The organism is Labilibaculum sp. DW002, from assembly GCF_029029525.1.
Taxonomy (GTDB): Bacteria; Bacteroidota; Bacteroidia; order Bacteroidales; family Marinifilaceae; genus Paralabilibaculum; species Paralabilibaculum antarcticum.
The window spans coordinates 1,252,574-1,271,458 of record NZ_JAKJSC010000001.1; the positions used below are offsets into that span (position 1 = coordinate 1,252,574).

General features: G+C 35.3%; 13 protein-coding genes. 8 read left to right on the plus strand and 5 right to left on the minus strand.

The annotated features are described in order from the left end of the window. Positions 1-21: 21 nt before the first annotated feature. Positions 22-729, minus strand: coding sequence for a GTP-binding protein (locus tag L3049_RS04900; RefSeq protein ID WP_275108679.1), 708 nt, complete (start codon positions 727-729; stop codon positions 22-24). Between the two features lie 48 nt (positions 730-777). Beyond that, positions 778-2,067 carry an ABC transporter substrate-binding protein gene (locus L3049_RS04905; RefSeq protein WP_275108680.1) on the minus strand — a complete coding sequence of 430 codons (1,290 nt, stop codon included), beginning with the start codon at positions 2,065-2,067 and terminating at the stop codon, positions 778-780. A 269-nt stretch (positions 2,068-2,336) separates the two neighbouring features. Between L3049_RS04905 and L3049_RS04910 the strand changes: the two genes are divergently transcribed. From L3049_RS04910 to L3049_RS04930, 5 genes are all read left to right on the plus strand, one after another. Continuing rightward, a complete protein-coding gene (locus tag L3049_RS04910; protein ID WP_275108681.1) occupies positions 2,337-4,625 on the plus strand; it encodes a T9SS type B sorting domain-containing protein in 2,289 nt (762 codons plus the stop codon). A 78-nt stretch (positions 4,626-4,703) separates the two neighbouring features. Then, a complete protein-coding gene (locus L3049_RS04915; protein ID WP_275108682.1) occupies positions 4,704-5,630 on the plus strand; it encodes an ABC transporter ATP-binding protein in 927 nt (308 codons plus the stop codon). A 59-nt stretch (positions 5,631-5,689) separates the two neighbouring features. After that, entirely contained in the window at positions 5,690-6,925 is a 1,236-nt protein-coding gene (locus L3049_RS04920) for an ABC transporter permease (RefSeq protein WP_275108683.1), read from the plus strand. Positions 6,926-7,031: 106 nt separating this feature from the next. After that, a complete protein-coding gene (locus tag L3049_RS04925; protein WP_275108684.1) occupies positions 7,032-7,703 on the plus strand; it encodes a Crp/Fnr family transcriptional regulator in 672 nt (223 codons plus the stop codon). Between the two features lie 199 nt (positions 7,704-7,902). Continuing rightward, the gene (locus tag L3049_RS04930; protein ID WP_275108685.1) at positions 7,903-9,102 is read left to right on the plus strand and encodes an FprA family A-type flavoprotein; all 1,200 of its coding nucleotides are present in this window, start codon (positions 7,903-7,905) and stop codon (positions 9,100-9,102) included. A 54-nt stretch (positions 9,103-9,156) separates the two neighbouring features. Here the strand turns inward: L3049_RS04930 and L3049_RS04935 are convergent, their stop codons facing one another. Beyond that, complete coding sequence (locus L3049_RS04935) at positions 9,157-9,780, minus strand: hypothetical protein (RefSeq protein WP_275108686.1); 624 nt, start codon at positions 9,778-9,780, stop codon at positions 9,157-9,159. 160 nt (positions 9,781-9,940) lie between these two features. Beyond that, entirely contained in the window at positions 9,941-11,134 is a 1,194-nt protein-coding gene (locus L3049_RS04940; RefSeq protein ID WP_275108687.1) for a pyridoxal phosphate-dependent aminotransferase, read from the minus strand. 183 nt (positions 11,135-11,317) lie between these two features. Here L3049_RS04940 and L3049_RS04945 point away from each other — a divergent pair, with 183 nt between their 5' ends. Together L3049_RS04945 and L3049_RS04950 are read left to right on the plus strand one after the other, a co-directional pair. Continuing rightward, entirely contained in the window at positions 11,318-11,842 is a 525-nt protein-coding gene (locus L3049_RS04945) for a DUF7935 family protein (RefSeq protein WP_275108688.1), read from the plus strand. Positions 11,843-11,945: 103 nt separating this feature from the next. Further along, the gene (locus L3049_RS04950; RefSeq protein ID WP_275108689.1) at positions 11,946-13,286 is read left to right on the plus strand and encodes a DEAD/DEAH box helicase; all 1,341 of its coding nucleotides are present in this window, start codon (positions 11,946-11,948) and stop codon (positions 13,284-13,286) included. A 112-nt stretch (positions 13,287-13,398) separates the two neighbouring features. Here the strand turns inward: L3049_RS04950 and htpG are convergent, their stop codons facing one another. Then, positions 13,399-15,450, minus strand: coding sequence for a molecular chaperone HtpG (gene htpG, locus L3049_RS04955; RefSeq protein WP_275108690.1), 2,052 nt, complete (start codon positions 15,448-15,450; stop codon positions 13,399-13,401). Positions 15,451-16,235: 785 nt separating this feature from the next. Between htpG and L3049_RS04960 the strand changes: the two genes are divergently transcribed. Beyond that, positions 16,236-18,869 carry a DUF5686 and carboxypeptidase regulatory-like domain-containing protein gene (locus L3049_RS04960; protein ID WP_275108691.1) on the plus strand — a complete coding sequence of 878 codons (2,634 nt, stop codon included), beginning with the start codon at positions 16,236-16,238 and terminating at the stop codon, positions 18,867-18,869. Positions 18,870-18,885: the final 16 nt, after the last annotated feature.

The window sequence follows — 18,885 nt, forward strand, 5'->3', positions numbered from 1 at the left end:
TTGTTTTTAGCTTTTACTAGTCTACTTTTCGTCCTTCTTATCACTCATGTCAATCTTTCGAACATTACCCATTTGGTAAGATTCACCAATTCGGGTTTCACCCAAACAATATGAGCAAAGAGCCGATGGCATTGAAAATCTCAACTTCTCACCAACAAGTGTTTTCACTTCAACTTTATCATCATATAAAAGAGTACTTAACTCATAAGCTCCCTGCCCCGTTAAACCATTTACGTGCATAATCGTCGCTCCTGGATTCACCGTATTTACTCTTGAAGCAAACACTTCACGCTCAGCCTGAGAAACGATATCGCCTTTTGTGATGATAACAATATCAGCCGTTTTTAGCATGGGTCCAATCTTCTTTGGCGTATTAATACCACTTAAATTATCTATTACACAAACAGCAGTAACAGTTTTGATGTATGGAGAACAACGGTTACACAAACCTGCCGATTCTGTAATTAACAAATCCAATCCCTCTTTCAATCCCCACTGTGTTACTTCCTCAATATTACTTACAAAATAATGATCCGGACAAAGCGAACCCGAAAGTCCTTTCTTAACTTTTACTCCTGCTTTTTCGTATAGTATATCGTCATCGGTATACAAACAGTCGAATTTGACAACTCCAACCTTTAAACCACGCTTTTGAACGGAGTCAATAGTCTTTAAAATAACGGCTGTTTTTCCTGATGAAGGAGGTCCTGATACTGTAACTAAATTCATATCTGGTGCTGTTTAAGTATTCAATTTTTTTTACTGATTTTACGATTATTAATCGTTGCTTGGTGTATAATTCAAAGGTCCTAAATTTGCAAACGATTCATCCTGTATGGATTTCTTAAAGATAGCTTCACATTTTGTAATTAACGAACCAATATCGTTACTATTGATATAATCCCAACCCAACCACATAAACTTATTCTTTTCTGGAAGTCTGTTATCGACTTCAGGATTTATACTAGGGAATAAACCTTGATGTGAAAGAATTTCACCAACACCTTTTGATGCAAAGAAATCAATAACATCCTGAGTTTTATCCAATTTATCTTTCTTTGTTAGCATGAAAATAGGACTAATAATAGCTCCATCTTCTGGCCAAACCGCAACCATACTACCACCCTCTTTCACCATTTTAGTAAAGAAATAAGGCATAATAGTAATGGCTGGTCTATCCTTTTTCTTCGTATGTGATTTCACCATTTGCGATGGGTGCATACTTTCCAAAAGACATTCTCCTAAGCCTTTAACACCTTCTTCACCATAAGCTTTATAGATATGTAACAACATAGAGTTGAACAAATCAAAGTCACTAATTGGAAGGCTCACACTATTTTTAAATTCAGGCTTGAATAAATCTGCCCAAGTACGAGGTACTTCTCTATCTCCTAATTCATCCTTATTTACAAGAAATACAGCTGGCACAACACCAATCATTGAATAGTGTCCTTCAGGATCTTTTAAACATATATCTTCGTTATCAAAATCTTTATTCAAACGCTCAAATCCAGTGCTATCAGCAAATACATCACGCTTCTTAAATTTACCCATCAGCTTCTCGTCAAAAAACAAATCGAAACCTGCAGAGATAAAGATATCAGCTAATTTATCTGGGTTATCTTCGTTAATAACATCTCCCATCAACCAATCTAGCCCCATTGAAGCTGCCTTCAAATCATAAACAATCTCTCTATCGTTAGCTTTCTTGTAATCTTCAATAAAAGCATCAATTCCTTCAACCAGTGGCACACGAACAGGACATGGCAACAACCCCTGAACATGAACAGCATCCTCATCAGTACTCGTTTCTTTCTGATTTAAATCTGCATCAATTTGGTTTCTTGTCAAGTCAATACCTTCAACTAATAAAGATGCAAATGCGTCGACATTTAATTTTTTCATCTTTAAAGCCATATCGAGAGTCAAAGACTTACCGAAAAGTTCTCTTTTCTTAGGATCTTCCAACTGCTTGAATCCGTTTGAGACAAAAATCTTAATTGTTTCAGGGAAACGTGTGCAAATATCAAGTAAACTATCGGTATTTTTAAAATATTGATTCTCCATATCGAAAAAGATTTTTAATGATTTCTTGATACAAATGTAGATCTAGCAAGAGAAAAAAACTGTAACCGATGTTACACATCTAAAAAATACTTGCCCTGAATCAAAACAAAAGAGGATTAATTCACGTAAAATATCGGACTAATAGATGTATTTTGATGATCAATACACCTTAACCCCTGACTAAATGCCCATTTTCGGAGTTTTAAGAGTACGTTGAATTTTGATAAAAATGATTCTTTTACTCCGAATAACACCACAAAAAAGAGCTCATGAGCAGAAAAAAGAACATTTTCGAATTTATCAGGAAGCAATTAAGTTTGTTCTTCGTGCTTCTAAGTGTTGCATTTTCAAGCTATTCACAGCAAGATACAGTTCGTATTGACTCCGACTATCAAATCATGTATTGCTCTGCGAATAATGGAGAAATCTTACCAATGCAAGAAGTTCAATTGTTATTGGAAGGTCCGAAAGATAAAAAGTGGTATGTAAGCTTTTCTGTTAACAATAGTCCTGCAATAATTTTAAATGGCAATATCGGAATTCACTTTATGAACTTCTACATGTCTCTGTTTTTCAGAAACACTTCCGATCAAATTAAAAACTACCATATAGAACTAAAAAAAGCATGGCTAGCAGATTTCACTCCTATTGTTATTCCAGAAGATTCCAAATCGGCTACCATACAGGTAATGCCTTTAGCAAAGCCTGAAATCAATGACTATTTCCCAAAAGCTAAAACCAACTCTACTCAAAACTATTCTGCTCAAATAAGTAAAAATTCTTCCTACGAAATTTGGGTTCCGGATGGAGCCAGTTTAATCGAGCATAAAAGTACAATAAAGGATAAAAAACAAGAGCTCGATGTGAAAATTAAATGGCCGAAGAATGCAACTAACAACTACTTTAAATTAATTGAAACAGATGCCTTTGGTTGCAATAGCGATACCATTTTTGCTGGAATGGAAGTGGTAAAAAGCTTTACCATCGATCTGGGTGAAAACAAAAATATTTGTGAAGGTGATAGTATTGTCTTATCGCCCGAAATAGATTTGCCCTCGGATTATTCTTATTTGTGGAGTACGGGAGAAGTTACAAAAGACATTACCGTAAGCAAAAATGGCAACTACCATGTTTCCGTTACAGACTTAACCGACAATCAAGAAATTAAAGCCGATATCGATATTGTTGTTCATGAAAAGCCCTCGATTAAGATTGAAGATCGAATAATAATAGATGATAATAATCCGTTGTTCACACTTACGGATGAAGCAAGCTCTTATTTATGGTCTAATGGTTCTACAGATTCAGAAATAAAAATCACAGAATCGGGCAGCTATTCAATTCGTGTGGAATCATCTCATGGATGTGCAAATTCCAAGAGTTTCTATGCAAAAATGGAATCGGATCTTTTCAATATCCATTTGCCAGAGCTTATTCACATGTGTGGGAATGAGAAATTAAATTTAGAACCCAATCTAAACATCAATCAAGAGTATCAGTTTGAGTGGAGTAATGGATCTACTGATAGTGTGATAAACATAGATGAAGCTGGAGAATATTGGGTGAAGATTACCGATCCCGATGGATTTCAAAAAACAGGAGAAACAGAAGTAGACTATCACCCAAATCCAATTATCGATTTAGGTTCTGACCGCGTTCTTTGGGATCAAGATTCAATCTTGTTAGATGCTGGAAACGAAGGTTCAGACTTTATTTGGAATACAGGAGAAACAAGCCAAACCATCACGGCTAAAAGTGGCGGTGTTTTCATGGTTGAAGTTTCCGATCAATATGCTTGCTCAAACAAAGATACCTTATACATCGATCATCGAAAAGGTGAAAAGTTTGGTGTTTTCCTTGGCGATGATCAAATCATCTGCTCTGGAGATTCCGTTTATGTTAGTCCTCAGTTGGAAGGAAATCCAAGTTTGCCTTTGGAATACAAATGGCTTGGCTTAAATAAAAATACGGCCGAAGTCTATTTAAAAAATAAAGGCCATTACTGCTTAGAAATTATCGATGCAAACGGCAATGTTGAGTCAGACTGTATCGAAATCACGATGCTATCAACGCCCGAGATTAACTTGGGACAAGATTTAGTAAGTTATCCAAACCAAAAAATTCAATTAGACGCAGGAACTCCGAATTGCTTTTACAAATGGAGTACGGGAGAAATTACTCAAAAAATAACACTTAGCACTGAAGGTCGGTTCTGGGTTGAAGTAACTACTGATCAAAACTGCACCTCTAGCGATACAATTGATATAGGATTTATTGAAAACTATCCATTTGTAGGTTTGCCTAAGGCATTTACCCCAAATGGTGATGGTCACAACGACAAACTATTTATTAGAGGTGGTGATGTAAAGGAAGCAAGCCTTGTTATTTATAATCGCTTAGGACATAAATTATTCGAAACAAGCAATATTAATACAGGCTGGGATGGTTTTTTCAAAGGTCAACTTCAAGATATTGACGTTTACGTTTATGTATTAGAAGTAACATTTTTAGATGGTAAGCATGTTGTTAAAAAAGGCAATGTTGCACTTCTAAGGTAATATCTAAATCAAACTCATAAAAATTCGATATAAGTTATGTAAATTTAGGCTTGATAAATAATCATCAATCCTATTACTATGCTCGTTGCAAAAAATCTAAGTAAGTCTTACAATGATGTAAAGGCGCTTTCAAATGTTTCTCTCTCCATAAAAGAAGGGGAATTATATGGCCTATTAGGCCCAAATGGTGCAGGAAAAACAACTACAATAAGTATTTTAAGTTCCCTCCTCAAACCTGATGGTGGAGAAGTTCTTTATCAAGATAAATCCTTGTATAAGAATACTTCTGAGTGCAAAAAAATAATTGGTGTAGTTCCTCAAGAAATTGCTCTTTACGAAGATCTTACAGCTATCGAGAATTTAAAATTTTGGGGCACTTTATATGGAATCAAAGGCAAGCAATTGCAAAGCAAAACGGATGAATTGCTTGAATTCCTGGGCTTGGCTGATCGGAAAAATCACAAAATAAAAACCTATTCGGGCGGAATGAAGAGAAGAATTAACATTGCCGCTGCACTTCTTCACGATCCCAAAATTGTTTTCATGGATGAGCCAACGGTAGGTATTGATCCACAAAGTAGAAACTTAATCTTTGAGGTTATAGAAGAATTGCATTCTCGCGGTCTTACCATGATTTACACCACTCATTATATGGAAGAAGCAGAACGCTTATGCGATCGAATAGGAATCATTGATGAAGGTAGAATCATAACCGAAGGTAGTCTTGACGAACTAAAAAAAGCCTCATCTGTTAAAGAAGAAATTCAAGTAAAGTTCACCAATCCACAAAAAACAGATTTGGTTAGTATGAACAATCATTTTAATGGTCAACTTTCTATTCAGGATAATCAAATGATACTTTCAACATCAAAAACCAATACTGATTTACCTGAATTAATTCAATTGTGTACCAACGCGAATTTACAACTGGAAAAACTGGATGTTAGAAGTCTTAGTCTAGAAAGTATTTTTCTGGAACTAACTGGAAAATCTTTACGAGATTAATCCATTCCAATTGTAAGTTTTATATCATTTTTCCAACCCGTTTTTAATCCTACAATATCATGTTCAATTTAGCATTAAAAGATATACAACAATACTTCAAGGATAAAACAGCAGTCTTCCTCTCACTACTATTGCCTATAGCACTAATGACAATTTTTGCTTTAATGTATGGCGGAATCGGAGGTTCTAAAGAATCTAAACCAATCACTCTTCTTTTTACCGATCAGGATAATACTGAGATTTCAAAAGAAGTTTACACCACTCTTAATAAAGAAGATGGATTAAATTTAATCGCTAAAACTTTACCTGAAGCTGAAATGCTTGTGAAAAAAGGTAAAAACAGTGCCGTATTAGTTCTTTACAAAGGATTTCAAGATTCGGTTGAAGCAGGAAACAAAGCCCCTATGGAACTTTTCTATGATGAAGCCAAGGAAATTGAAGTTGGATTGCTTCAACAGGCTTTATGGTCCAATCTGTTTGGTATTACCATGAAGAGAAGTATGAAAGGTAAAGTCAATTCTTTCATTAAAGAGAAAAACCCTAAGCTTTCCGATTCTGAAATTATAGATATCCAAGAACAAGTGGCAAGTCAATTCGGAGAGTTTGAAGCTTCTGATGACTCTACTGAATTAGAAGAAAATTCTAATTTACCGATGACAGCATTAATTGGAGAAGAAAAAAATGGGAACCTAGGCTTGGTTCAAGCCATTGCAGGTATGGCTATAATGATGTTACTTTTTAGTGTATCTGCTAGCGGAGCATCTCTATTGAAGGAGAAAGAAGAAGGAACTTTACGTCGTTTACTTGTTGCACCTATCTCTCCTCAGAGTATATTGTATGGTAAAATGCTTTCAACACTATTCCTTGCTATTCTACAGCTTACGGTTATGTTTCTGTATTCGTGGTTAGCTCTTGGCTTAGATATTTTCATCAACTTACCAGCTTTGATTCTTATGATTTTATCATCGGCAATAGCCTGTAGTAGCTTTGGAATTTTTATGGCTTCTGTTTGTAAAAGTCGCAAGCAGGTTGAAAGCCTATCAACACTCATCATTCTGGTTATATCTGCCTTAGGTGGAAGTATGATGCCAATGTTCTTTATGCCTGCTATTATGCAAAAAATTGCCGTTATATCAGTAAACTATTGGGCCATGGATGGTTTCTTCGATATTTTCTGGAGGCAACTTCCAATCTCCGAAATCTATCCAAAAATGTTAGTTTTATTAGGAATAGGAGCTCTATTAACTACAATTTCTGTTATTAGTTTTAAAAGAAACTTATTAAAAATGGTGTAAGAAAGTTTAGGAGGTATTCGTTATTAAGACAAATACCTCTTTTATTCCTTGCAAAATTCAAGGAAACTCGTAATCTTGCAATGCTTTTTAAACGGAATACTACAAAATGCTATATCAACAACTTTCGCAATCGCCTGTATTTAGAGGAATTTCTCCTGAGGATTTGGAAGAACTCTTGAGTAATGCTCAATTTCAAATTAAAAAATATACCAAAGGAGACATGATTGCTTTTCGTGAAGATCGCTGCGAAAACTTAATGATCGTTTTAAAAGGTAGTGTTAAGGGGGAAATGCTAGATCCATCAGGTAAAAGCATTAAGATTGAAGACATTATGGCACCCTATCCTATTGCTTCAGCGTTTTTATTTGGGCAACGGAATCAATTTCCAGTTAATGTTACTGCAAACGACGAAGTCGAAATTTTCTCTCTTGCAAAAGCATCAGTAATTGATCTTTTCATGGAAAATAAAGTTTTTCTTACCAATTACCTTAATTCAATATCGAATAGAAGTCAGTTTTTGGCCAATAAATTGATGTTTTTAAACTTTAAAACCATAAAAGGAAAATTAGCCAATTACATTCTAAAATTAGCTGCTCCAGATAAAAGTGAAATTACAATGCCTAAGTCCCAGTCGGAAATGGCCCAATTCTTTGGCGTAACACGCCCATCTTTTGCCCGTAGTTTAAAAGAAATGGAACAAGAAGGTTTAATTGAAACCAACAGAAGAGAGATAAAAATCATAAATAAGCAACAACTCATCAGGCTTTTGCAACAATAGGTAAGAATTTTAAAAGAAGATGTTGTAGAAGCATTTCGAAAATAAAAATATTCTTAATTTTGTGGGCTGTAAACAAAGTGTTCTAGTTTCTTGTTATAAATCTGAGCACGTAAGACTTTTAACTCTACTTCTACCCTAGAGTAGTTGTGAAAATGGGTCTGAAAAGTCTGAATACACAAAATTGACAAAAACATTAAAAATGCACAATAAGAACAACATTAGCGATAAAATTTATTGGGTCGGATGTAACGATAGAAGAACTCATCTTTTCGAAAATTACTGGCCTATTCCAAAGGGAGTCGCATACAATTCATATGTAATTGTTGACGAAAAAATAGCAATTGTTGATACCGTTGAAAAAGGAGCTATGGATGAATATCTTGATAATATCGAAGCGGTATTAGACGGACGTCAGGCTGACTATTTAATTGTGAATCATATGGAACCTGATCATTCAGGATCTATTCGATCATTAACAGAGCGCTATCCAAACATGCAAATTGTTGGGAACAAGAAAACATTCCCAATGTTGAAAGGTTTTTATGGCATCTCTCAAAACTTATTAGAGGTTAAAGAAGGTGACTCTATCGATTTAGGTGAGCACAAGCTGAACTTTGCAATGGTTCCAATGTTGCACTGGCCAGAAACTATGGTAACATTCGAATCAACAAAAGGAATTTTGTTCTCGGGTGATGCTTTTGGTGCTTTTGGTACTTTAGATGGTAGTATTTTCGATGATGAGTTAGATCTAGAATATCTTGAAGAAGAAATCAGCCGTTACTACTCAAATATTGTAGGAAAATATGGTAGCCCAACACAGCAAGCGCTTAAGAAATTAGGTGGTCTGGATATTAAAATGATTTGTGCAACTCACGGTCCTATCTGGAGAACACATATTGCTGAAATTATTGCAAAATATGACAAGTGGAGTAAGTATGAAACTGACGAAGGTGTTGTAATTGTTTTCTCTTCGATGTATGGAAATACAGAAAAGATGGCTGACAATATTGCTCGCCAATTGGTTAAGCGTGGCATCAAAAAGATCAGAATTCACGATGCTTCAAAAACACATCCTTCTTATATCATTAACGATATTTTCCGTTTCCGTGGTGTTATTTTAGGATCATGTGCTTATAATGGAGGTCTTTTCCCAGCTATGGAAACTCTTGTTCATGAGTTACAAAACATGGCAGTTAAAAACCACGTATTGGCTCTTTTCGGATCGAAAGCCTGGGGTGGCGGTGGTGTTCGCACACTAAACAAATTTGCTGAAGCAATTAAGTGGGAAACCATTGAAGCTACACCTGAAGCACTTTGTGCTCCAAACAGCGAAGATTTCGATCAATGTGCTGCACTGGCTGAAGGAATGGCAACTCGCTTAAAAGAATTGTACAAATAGAACTGATCTACTTGATATATAGAAACTCCTCCATATGGGGGAGTTTTTTTGTGCTTAAAATACAATACCAACCTGCAAGCGAATAAAATCGTAATTATCGGAAAGGTTCGCACTTAAGCCAATATTTCCGCTTACATCGGGCCCCATATCCCAACGTATTCCTACAGAAGGAACAATCCAGGCATTGTAATTTCGATCATCATCGTAATGATCACAATAAGAATCGTAACAACAATCCTCATCATCCGGTTCCAGTATACCCAAAACAATTGTAATTAAATCGGTTCCCAATCCAAAATACGGTTTCACCTTTCCATCTCCCATAAATATTTTTGCATGCATTAACCATAGAAAATTAACATCGTCAAAATTCATTTCACTGGCCTCATTTGAATCTTTAAAATCTCGCCAAGAAGTGAGCGTAAATTCTGATCCGAAATAAAAATTATTTGAATGGACTCCTAAATCCAAACTAAAGGAATTACCCGATTTGGCAAAGTATTTTGAATCTCCAGTTGTCCATGCCGGACCATAATGAAAACCCAACTCAAACTTATCTTTACGATCAAGATTCACCGTTTCGCGTTGAACGGGCTTTTCATAGCTGTATTGTGCATGTAGTAAACTGGCATTAAAAACAAAAACCAGCAATGTGAATAGTAAGATTATATTTTTCATAAGTGTCTTTATTTAAGTAGGCTTATTCAAAACTTCCTTTCAATACTAAGACACTTATCTACGTCTCATCACGTATCTCCCTTTTCCACCTTAACAGCTTTTAACAAAAAAGGCTATCTCATAAAAATGAGATAGCCTTCTAAAATATGATTTGTGTTGATTAGCTTAACTTCTCAACCGCAGTTTTAATTCTACGAATAGCTTCAGCCATTTGTTCTTCGCTAGTAGCATAAGACAAACGCAAGCACTCAGGTGCTCCAAAAGCCTCTCCTGTAACAGTTGCTACATTTGCTTGCTCTAACAAATACAAACTAAGATCTGTAGCAGAATTAATGCTAACACTTCCATTCGACTTACCGAAAATCTGACTTACCTTAGGAAACAGATAAAATGCTCCATTTGGTTCTCTCACTTCAAATCCTGGAATTTCTCTTAGTTGAGCCAATGCCAAATCTTTACGTTTTTGAAATGCATTACGCATAGCAATCGTAGTTGATTGATCACCATCTAAAGCAGCTACAGAAGCAATCTGCGCAACTGATGATGCTCCAGATGTCATTTGACCTTGCAGTTTACCACAAGCCTTAGCAATCCATAAAGGAGCTGCGATGTAACCAATTCTCCAACCGGTCATGGCATATCCTTTCGAAACACCATTTATGACAACAACACGATCTTTCAATTCCTCAAATTGAGCAATGCTTTCGTGCGCTCCAACATAATTGATGTGTTCATAAATTTCATCAGACATGATTACAATATCTGGATACTTTACAAAAACATCAGCTAAAGCTCTTAGTTCTTCTTTAGAATACAAGCTACCCGTTGGATTACTTGGAGAACTAAACAAAAATGCTTTAGTTTTTGGTGTAATAGCAGCTTCTAATTGTTCTGGTGAAATTTTAAAATCCTGCTCAATACTTGCAGGAACAAATACATTAATACCTTCTGCTAACTTTACAATTTCGCTGTAACTAACCCAAAATGGTGTTGGAATGATTACTTCATCACCTTTGTTAACCACACTCATCATCGCATTAGCAATAGACTGTTTGGCTCCATTAGAAACCACAATTTGATCTACCGTAAAGTCAAGGTCGTTTTCGCGTTTTAGCTTACGAACAACTGCTTGACGTAATTCTACATACCCAGGAACTGGAGAATAGTGCGAATAGTTATCATCTATTGCCTTCTTCGCCGCTTCTTTAATGTGGTTAGGGGTATTAAAATCCGGTTCACCAACACTCAGATTGATAACATCAATCCCTTGAGCTTTCATTTCTCTACTTTTCTGTGACATTGCAAGTGTTGGAGATATCTCCATAGCTGCAATTCGATCCGAAACTTTCAACATTCTAAATTAATTTAGGGATTTCGTAAATTGGTTAATACTTTTGTGATCATTATTCCCCCTTTGTAAACAAAATAGTTTGTGTGATTAAGCTATCTTAGAACAATTATTTCACTGAACAAATATACTGTTTTTAAACATTCGGAGAACTGATAAAAAATAAAAATCGAAAAGAAAATTATAAAAATGAAGGACCTAATTGAAATTTTCAAGTATATCATTCCATCGCTGGTTGTTTTTGCAACAGCCTATCTTTTAATAAAGGCTTTTTTAAAGCAAGAGGAACGAAAAATACAACATCAGATTTTACTGAAGAATAACAAGCAAATAACTCCAATTCGTTTACAAGCTTGTGAACGTTTGCTTCTTTTTCTTGAGCGCATTCATCCAGAGTCTTTAATTATTAGAGAAAACACGAACGGACTCAATAACTTACAATTTCAACAGAAGCTGATCATTGCTATCCGTACCGAATTTGAGCACAATTTGGCTCAACAGCTTTATGTCACCGATGAATCATGGGTAAAAATTAAAAATGCAAAAAACAGCATTGTTCAATTAATTAATACAGAAGCTGCTCAAATTGCAAAGGAAGATCCATCTATTGTGTTGAGCAAAGCTGTAATTGAATCGCATATGCAACAACAAAAACCAGCAATCGAAATTGCAATTTCGTCGCTTAAAGCTGAAGTGCAAGTGCTTTGGGGTTAAATTAGAATTGATTTTTTAAGACTAATTGCGATCCACATTAACAAAAAGACCTTAATGTCGGTTTATTTGCCTATTTTTGCACAAATTTTCAAATACCATAGTAATGATTTCATTTGACGACATCAAATTAAGCAAACAAATACGAATGGCGCTTGACGAAGCGGGATTCGAAAAACCAACAGAGATACAGACTGATGTATTTTCTCCTATTCGTGCAGGTAAAGACGTAATTGGAATTGCCCAGACAGGAACAGGAAAAACCCTAGCCTATCTGATGCCGATTCTAATGAAACTAAATTATGCAAAAGGACATGATCCTAGAGCATTGATTGTAGTTCCAACTCGCGAATTAGTATTACAGGTGGTAGAAACCATTGAACTACTAACTCCTTTCATGGATCTTCGTGCTGTAGGTGTTTACGGTGGTGTAAACATCAATACGCAAAAAGAAAATTTGTATGAAGGTATCGATATCATTGTGGCGACTCCTGGTCGTTTAATGGATATCTACATGACGCGAATTGTGAAATTCACACTCATTAAAACTTTGGTTATTGATGAAGCGGATAAAATGATGGACTTGGGCTTCATGCCTCAGCTAAATGCCATTTTTGAGATTTTGCCAGAAGTTCATCAGAACTTATTGTTCTCAGCAACATTCTCAGATACTATAGCTCAAATGGCTGAAACTTTCTTGTTGAATCCGGTGCGAATTGAAGTAGCGCCACAGGCTTCAACTGTAGAAAACATTCATCAATTGCAATATCAGGCACCAAACATTCTAAGTAAAATTGCCTTATTAAAAGAGCTTTTGAAAGATAAAGAGACTTTTAATAAAGTAATGATCTTTACGGAGACAAAAAAGAATGCAGATCGAATTGTTGATCGCTTGGAAGATTTCTTAGGTGGCGACCTAAGTGTAATTCACTCGAACAAAGCTCAGAACACAAGGATTAATGCTCTAAACGATTTCAAAGAAGGTCGATCTAGAGTTTTAATTGCATCGGATGTTGCAGCCCGTGGTATTGATATTGAAAACATCAGTCACGTAATTAACTTCGATATTCCTAGCAACTACGTTGAGTATGTTCACCGTGTTGGTCGTACGGGTCGTGCCGAACGAGAAGGTACTGCTATTAGCTTTGTAAATAAAGGCGAAGAAGAATTGATGGAAAAAATCGAAGCTTTAATTAAAAAGCCTATCGAAATTGGAGCCGTTCCTATCGAAGTAATCTTCACAAGTCAATTGCTTGAAGATGAAAAAATTCAAACTCGAAATATCAAAATTAAAAATACAGTACGTTTGGATTTAAAAAGTGGAGCTTTTCATAAAAAATCTGCTAAAAATTCTAAAACTCCTTCCGTGTCTAAAGGTCGACAAAAACAATTGGAAGCTCAAAAGAGAAACCGAAAGAAAGGTAGAAAACTTAAAAATAAGAAATAAGAAAAGCCCGTTAAGGGCTTTTTTTTTGTGCCCTATACCGAGCAAAATATTTGATTCAAAACAGCCGAACTATGAATAGTTCGGCTGTTTTATATTGTTAATAATAAGATCCTTACTTGATCATATCTACACTTCGTTTTACGAACTTAGCTAATTCTTCGCCTTTAAGCATGTTGTTAGCAAGTAATGCAAGGTCGATCAATTGTTTCACAATTTGATTGTCCTTACCAAAGCCTGTTAATAGAGCCTCGCGTTCAGCATTAATCTCTGTAATTTGTTTCTGTACCTCAGTCATTTTATCTTTTTCTTCCTGAGGAACTTCATCTTCTTTCTTATCCTTCTTCAAAGCATCTAATTGCGCTCTTTCTTCGAACAATGGAGTCAATTTAGCATTAACATCAGTTAAATTAGCACCCATTTTATCATCCTTATCGCTTAAGATATTTTCGATTAAAGCATGATCAGTATTAACAACTAAGTTGTATGAATCAGGCATTTCACCGTACATTGCCATTCCAGGATTCATAGCAGCCATATCTTTCATACGACGCATAAATTCAGCTTGAGTAATCATTACCGGCTGAGATTCTGCACCTAATGATTCGAAAGCAACAATGTAGTTAACCTTCTCGCTTGGCAATTGTGAGTTGAATACCGGAATTAAATCGTTCTTTTGCTCTTCTGTCAAGTTTGAAGCTTTTACTTCATCTTTCTGAATCAACTTATCAACAACATCAGAGTCAACACGCACATATTTAGTCGTTGTTGTCTTCTGCTCCAGCGTGTTAATTAGGTGATTATCCAACTGACTATCCATCAACAGAACATCGTACCCTTTAGCTTTAGCCAGGTCGATATAGGTGTATTGCTCTTCTGCATTGGTAGCATATAAGCAAATCATATTACCTTCTTTATCAGTTTGGTTTTCCTTAACGATAGTTTCGTATTCTTCAGTTGTGAAATACTTACCATCTGTATTCTTAAGCAACATGAATTTCTTAGCACGATCGTAGAATTTCTCTTCGCTAAGCATACCGTACTGAACGAAAATTCTTAAATCATCCCATTTGTTTTCAAAGTCTTCACGATCTTTTTTGAAGATATCGAATAAACTATCAGCTACTTTTTTAGTGATATGGTTTGAAATTTTCTTTACATTTCCATCAGACTGAAGATATGAACGAGATACGTTCAATGGAATATCTGGTGAGTCAATTACACCATGTAACAGAGTCAAGAATTCAGGAACGATACCTTCTACTGAATCGGTAACAAATACCTGGTTACAGTACAATTGAATCTTGTTCTTCTGAATTTCTACTGAGTTTTTAATCTTTGGGAAATAAAGAATACCTGTCAGGTTGAACGGGTAGTCAACATTCAAGTGAATGTGGAACAATGGCTCTTCACCCATTGGGTAAAGCTGACGGTAGAAATCTTTATAGTTTTCTTCAGTTAAATCAGATGGCTTTTTAGTCCAAGCCGGTGTTGTATCGTTGATAAGATTTGCTTCTTCAGTAACAACCTCTTTACCATCTTTCCACTCTTTTTTCTTTCCGAAAGTAATCTCAATTGGTAAGAACTTACAGTACTTATTTAAAAGATCCTGAATACGCCCTTCCTCTAGGAATTCTTTCTCATCTTCTGAAATGTGCATCACGATATCAGTACCACGATCCGCCTTTTCAACTTCTTCAAGTGTGTATTCCGGGTTACCTTCACAGCTCCACTTTACAGCTTGAGCACCTTCTTTGTGAGAAAGAGAAATGATATCGACTTTATCAGATACCATAAATGAAGAGTAGAAACCTAAACCAAAGTGACCAATAATGGCATTTGCTTGATCTTTATACTTGTCCATGAACTCCTCTGCACCAGAGAAAGCAATTTGGTTGATATATTTTTCAATCTCCTCTTGAGTCATACCAATACCATTATCTGAAATCGTAATGGTTTTAGCCTCTTTATCGATTGCAACGCTAACTTTCAAATCACCTAAATCACCTTTAAATTCACCTGTTGAAGATAGAGTTTTAAGTTTTTGAGTAGCATCTACAGCATTCGAAACGATCTCACGTAAAAAGATATCGTGATCTGAGTATAAGAATTTTTTAATGATCGGGAACAGATCCTGACTGGTAACACCAATTTTTCCTGTTGACATATTTATATCGTTTTTAAATTTTGAATTACAATTTTTCGGAAGTGCTATAGTCAAAGCTTATGCCAAGAAGTAAATTCTGTCATTAAGACAGAAAATGCGTAAAAATTGCAGAATACTGTCAGTTCTTTTATTAAAAACGTGTTAAAACTTCACTTTCTCCTTCAATATTCATGTTAAACACGATCCAGATAATAGTATGATGCTAGAATTAAACTTAAAAAAATATTTAATGAATAATAATCATGACAGGTTTTCCTTTTAATGATAAACTTGTCCTATAAAAATCCTTCTCTAATTTAAATGTAATTCGACCCCATTGGGGTCGTAGGTTTATAGAATTACAATTCTATAAACATCTGACTCCTTCGGAGTCACACTTAGCCTTAAAAAATTAAATCCTAAATTTTTCTGAATCCTACTATTCAACTATTAATATTGGAAATTTCATCCTAAAAAAGAGTCTTTACCATACAATGACTCCTTGAACTGAAAGCTGTTAAAAAAACATAAAGAACATTAATCGGCTTAATCCCTATCTTCTTTTTCCATAAATTCACACTTTACATTGTAATTAATATTGTTTTATTCCACTTAACACATAAGCAATATGAATTTTTAAGAAGTGTATTTTTAAACTCATGCCAGACAACCATACTCATGTAAAATGCATTGTTACTGCATAGAGTTGATGATGTTTGTCTAGAAATACAGAAATAACCAGCAAACAACTGTAACAAAATTAAAAACAAAGCCGTCACATAAAAATTACAAGCAAAAACTAAATCATGACAAAAAATTTACTCCTTCTATTTTTTTGCCTTTTATCTTTTTCAGGATATTCTCAACAAATTACTGGAAAAATAAGTGATACCGATGGAAAACCCATTCCTTTTGCCAACATTTTTATTCAGGAATTAGCAAACGGAACTACTTCCAATATCGATGGTGAATACCATTTGAATCTTCCCGAAGGCGAATGGAACCTTCATTACCGATATATTGGCTATAAGACCAAAGAAGTCAAACTTAAAATGGGAGCAAATGATATGAAAATGGACGTTGCACTTGCTTCTCAAACCTATCAGCTAAAAGAAGTGAAAGTTTTGGCCAGTGGTGAAGATCCAGCTTATTTTGTGATGAGAAAAGCCATTGCAATGGGAGATTATTACACCAAGCAAGTAAGTGAATATAGGAATAAGGTTTATTTAAAAGGTTCAGGAAAAGTAACAAGTGTACCTCGCCTATTCAAAAAGAAACTCGCAGAAGATGACATTACTGTAGGTAAGGTATTTGTCACAGAAAATATATCCAAGATACATTTCCAATTACCCAACAAAATTGAAGAAGAAGTTCTTTCTGTTCGTTCATCAGGCTTAGACGATCAGGTAAATCCAATGCAATTTATAACAACCAACCTATACAATACTCGAGATGATGGTTTCATTTCTCCTTTAGACAAAGCAGCATTCACTGTATATAAATTTCAGATGGAATCCGTATTTGAGGATCAGGGACGTATGATCAACCAAATAAAAGTCACACCCAAAAGAAAAGGGAAAGATCTGTTTCGTGGTTTTATTAACATTTCCGAAACTTTCTGGAACATTCATTCCGCCGACCTGAAATTGGACCTCCCAATGACTAAGGTACATATGCACCAACTATATGCACCCGTTTCAGAAGATGTCTGGATGCCGGTTAGTCTCGATTATAAAATAAGATTTAAAGGCATGGGCTTTGGTTTTGAAGGTATGTATGTTGCCTCAATCAAAGACTATGAAGTTAAATTAAATCCGGATTTGGATCACGATTATTTAAGGCAACAAGAATTAGCTCAAAAACAAGAAGCTGAAAGCATAAATGATTTAACCAATTCCGAAAAATCAGAAATTCTATCGGTTAAGGAAAAAAAGCGGAAGGACGAAATTCAAAATCTTTTGGCAAAGGAAGACATGAAGAACTCTGACATGCGTAAGCTTTATCGTTTAATGGAAAAAGACAATGCCAAAAACAAGAAGGAAAAAATAAAAGAACCACTGGAAATAAAAAATGAGAAGCTTAAAATGGCCAAAGATGCCAAAACAAAAGACTCCATCTATTGGGCTGAGATGCGCCCTATCCCACTTTCTTCAGATGAAAAAATCAGTTTTGTTCAAAAAGACTCTATCGTAAAGGTTAAGAACACTCCGGAGTATAAAGATTCGGTTCGTAGAGCCAATAGAGAATTCAAGTTTAAACACATCCTTTTTGGCAAAACATACAAATATAAAGAAACAAACTCCCGCTTATCGACTCCAGGCTTACTAAGCTTCGATAAAATCTCCTACAACACAGTACAAGGCTTTACATTCGATGCTCCGTTTTCCTTTACTAAAAGTGATACGCTTGGGCATTATTTCGAATCATCGTCGAATCTTACTTATGCTTTTTCTCGAGAACATCTCGATTTCTCTGTTGGAAGCCGATACCGATACAATGGATTGAAAAGAGCTTGGCTTGGTTTTGAAGCAGGAAGCAAAGCTGTTGATTTTAACGAAAAATCAGGTATAAATCCCATGTTAAATATGATTACCTCTTTGTACTACAAAGACAATCATATGAAATTGTACGATAAAAACTATGTGAAAATTTGGCACAAAACAGATCTTGCCAATGGTTTAAGCCTCCATGCTCAGTTGGAATATGCCAATAGAAAGCAAATCTATAATAACAACAAATTCTACATTTCCGACCCTGATAATCAAGATTATTCATCGAATATTCCAAAAGGGGTTTCACCAGAATTAGTTCGTGACAACAAGGCACTAACCTTTACAGCCAAATTGGATTATACACCTCGACACAGATACACTGTGAAAAAAGGCGTTAAACGCATGGTAAACTATCATTCTCAACCAACATTTTCTTTACTCTACAAAAAAGGAATTAATGATGTACTCGATTCAGAAACAGATTATTCCTTATTAGAAGCCTCGGTAAAACAAGAATTCGATATGGGATTTAACGATCGCATAAACTATAGCGCTAAAGCTGGTAGTTTCCTTTCAAACAAACAAAGTTTCTTTGCTGATTATCGCCATTTTAACACCAACAAACCAATGGTAATGCTTGGTACTTCATGGGATACTTTCCGATTATTGGATTACTATCAACACTCAACGACAGAAGATTATCTGGAAGCACACATGCAATACACATCTGATCGATTTCTGCTAAAGCGACTGCCAATACTAAACAACTCATTGGCTCTACAAGAACGCTTATTTGCCAACTACCTAACCCATGAAGGAAAAAAGAACTACTGGGAAGTTGGTTATGGTTTATCGCAAATCTTTCTTATTATGGATGTTGAAGTCTTCTGGAGCTTCGATGGGAACAAACACAGAGATACTGGTATTAAATTGAAGTTTAATCTGTAAAAAACAACGAAGTATA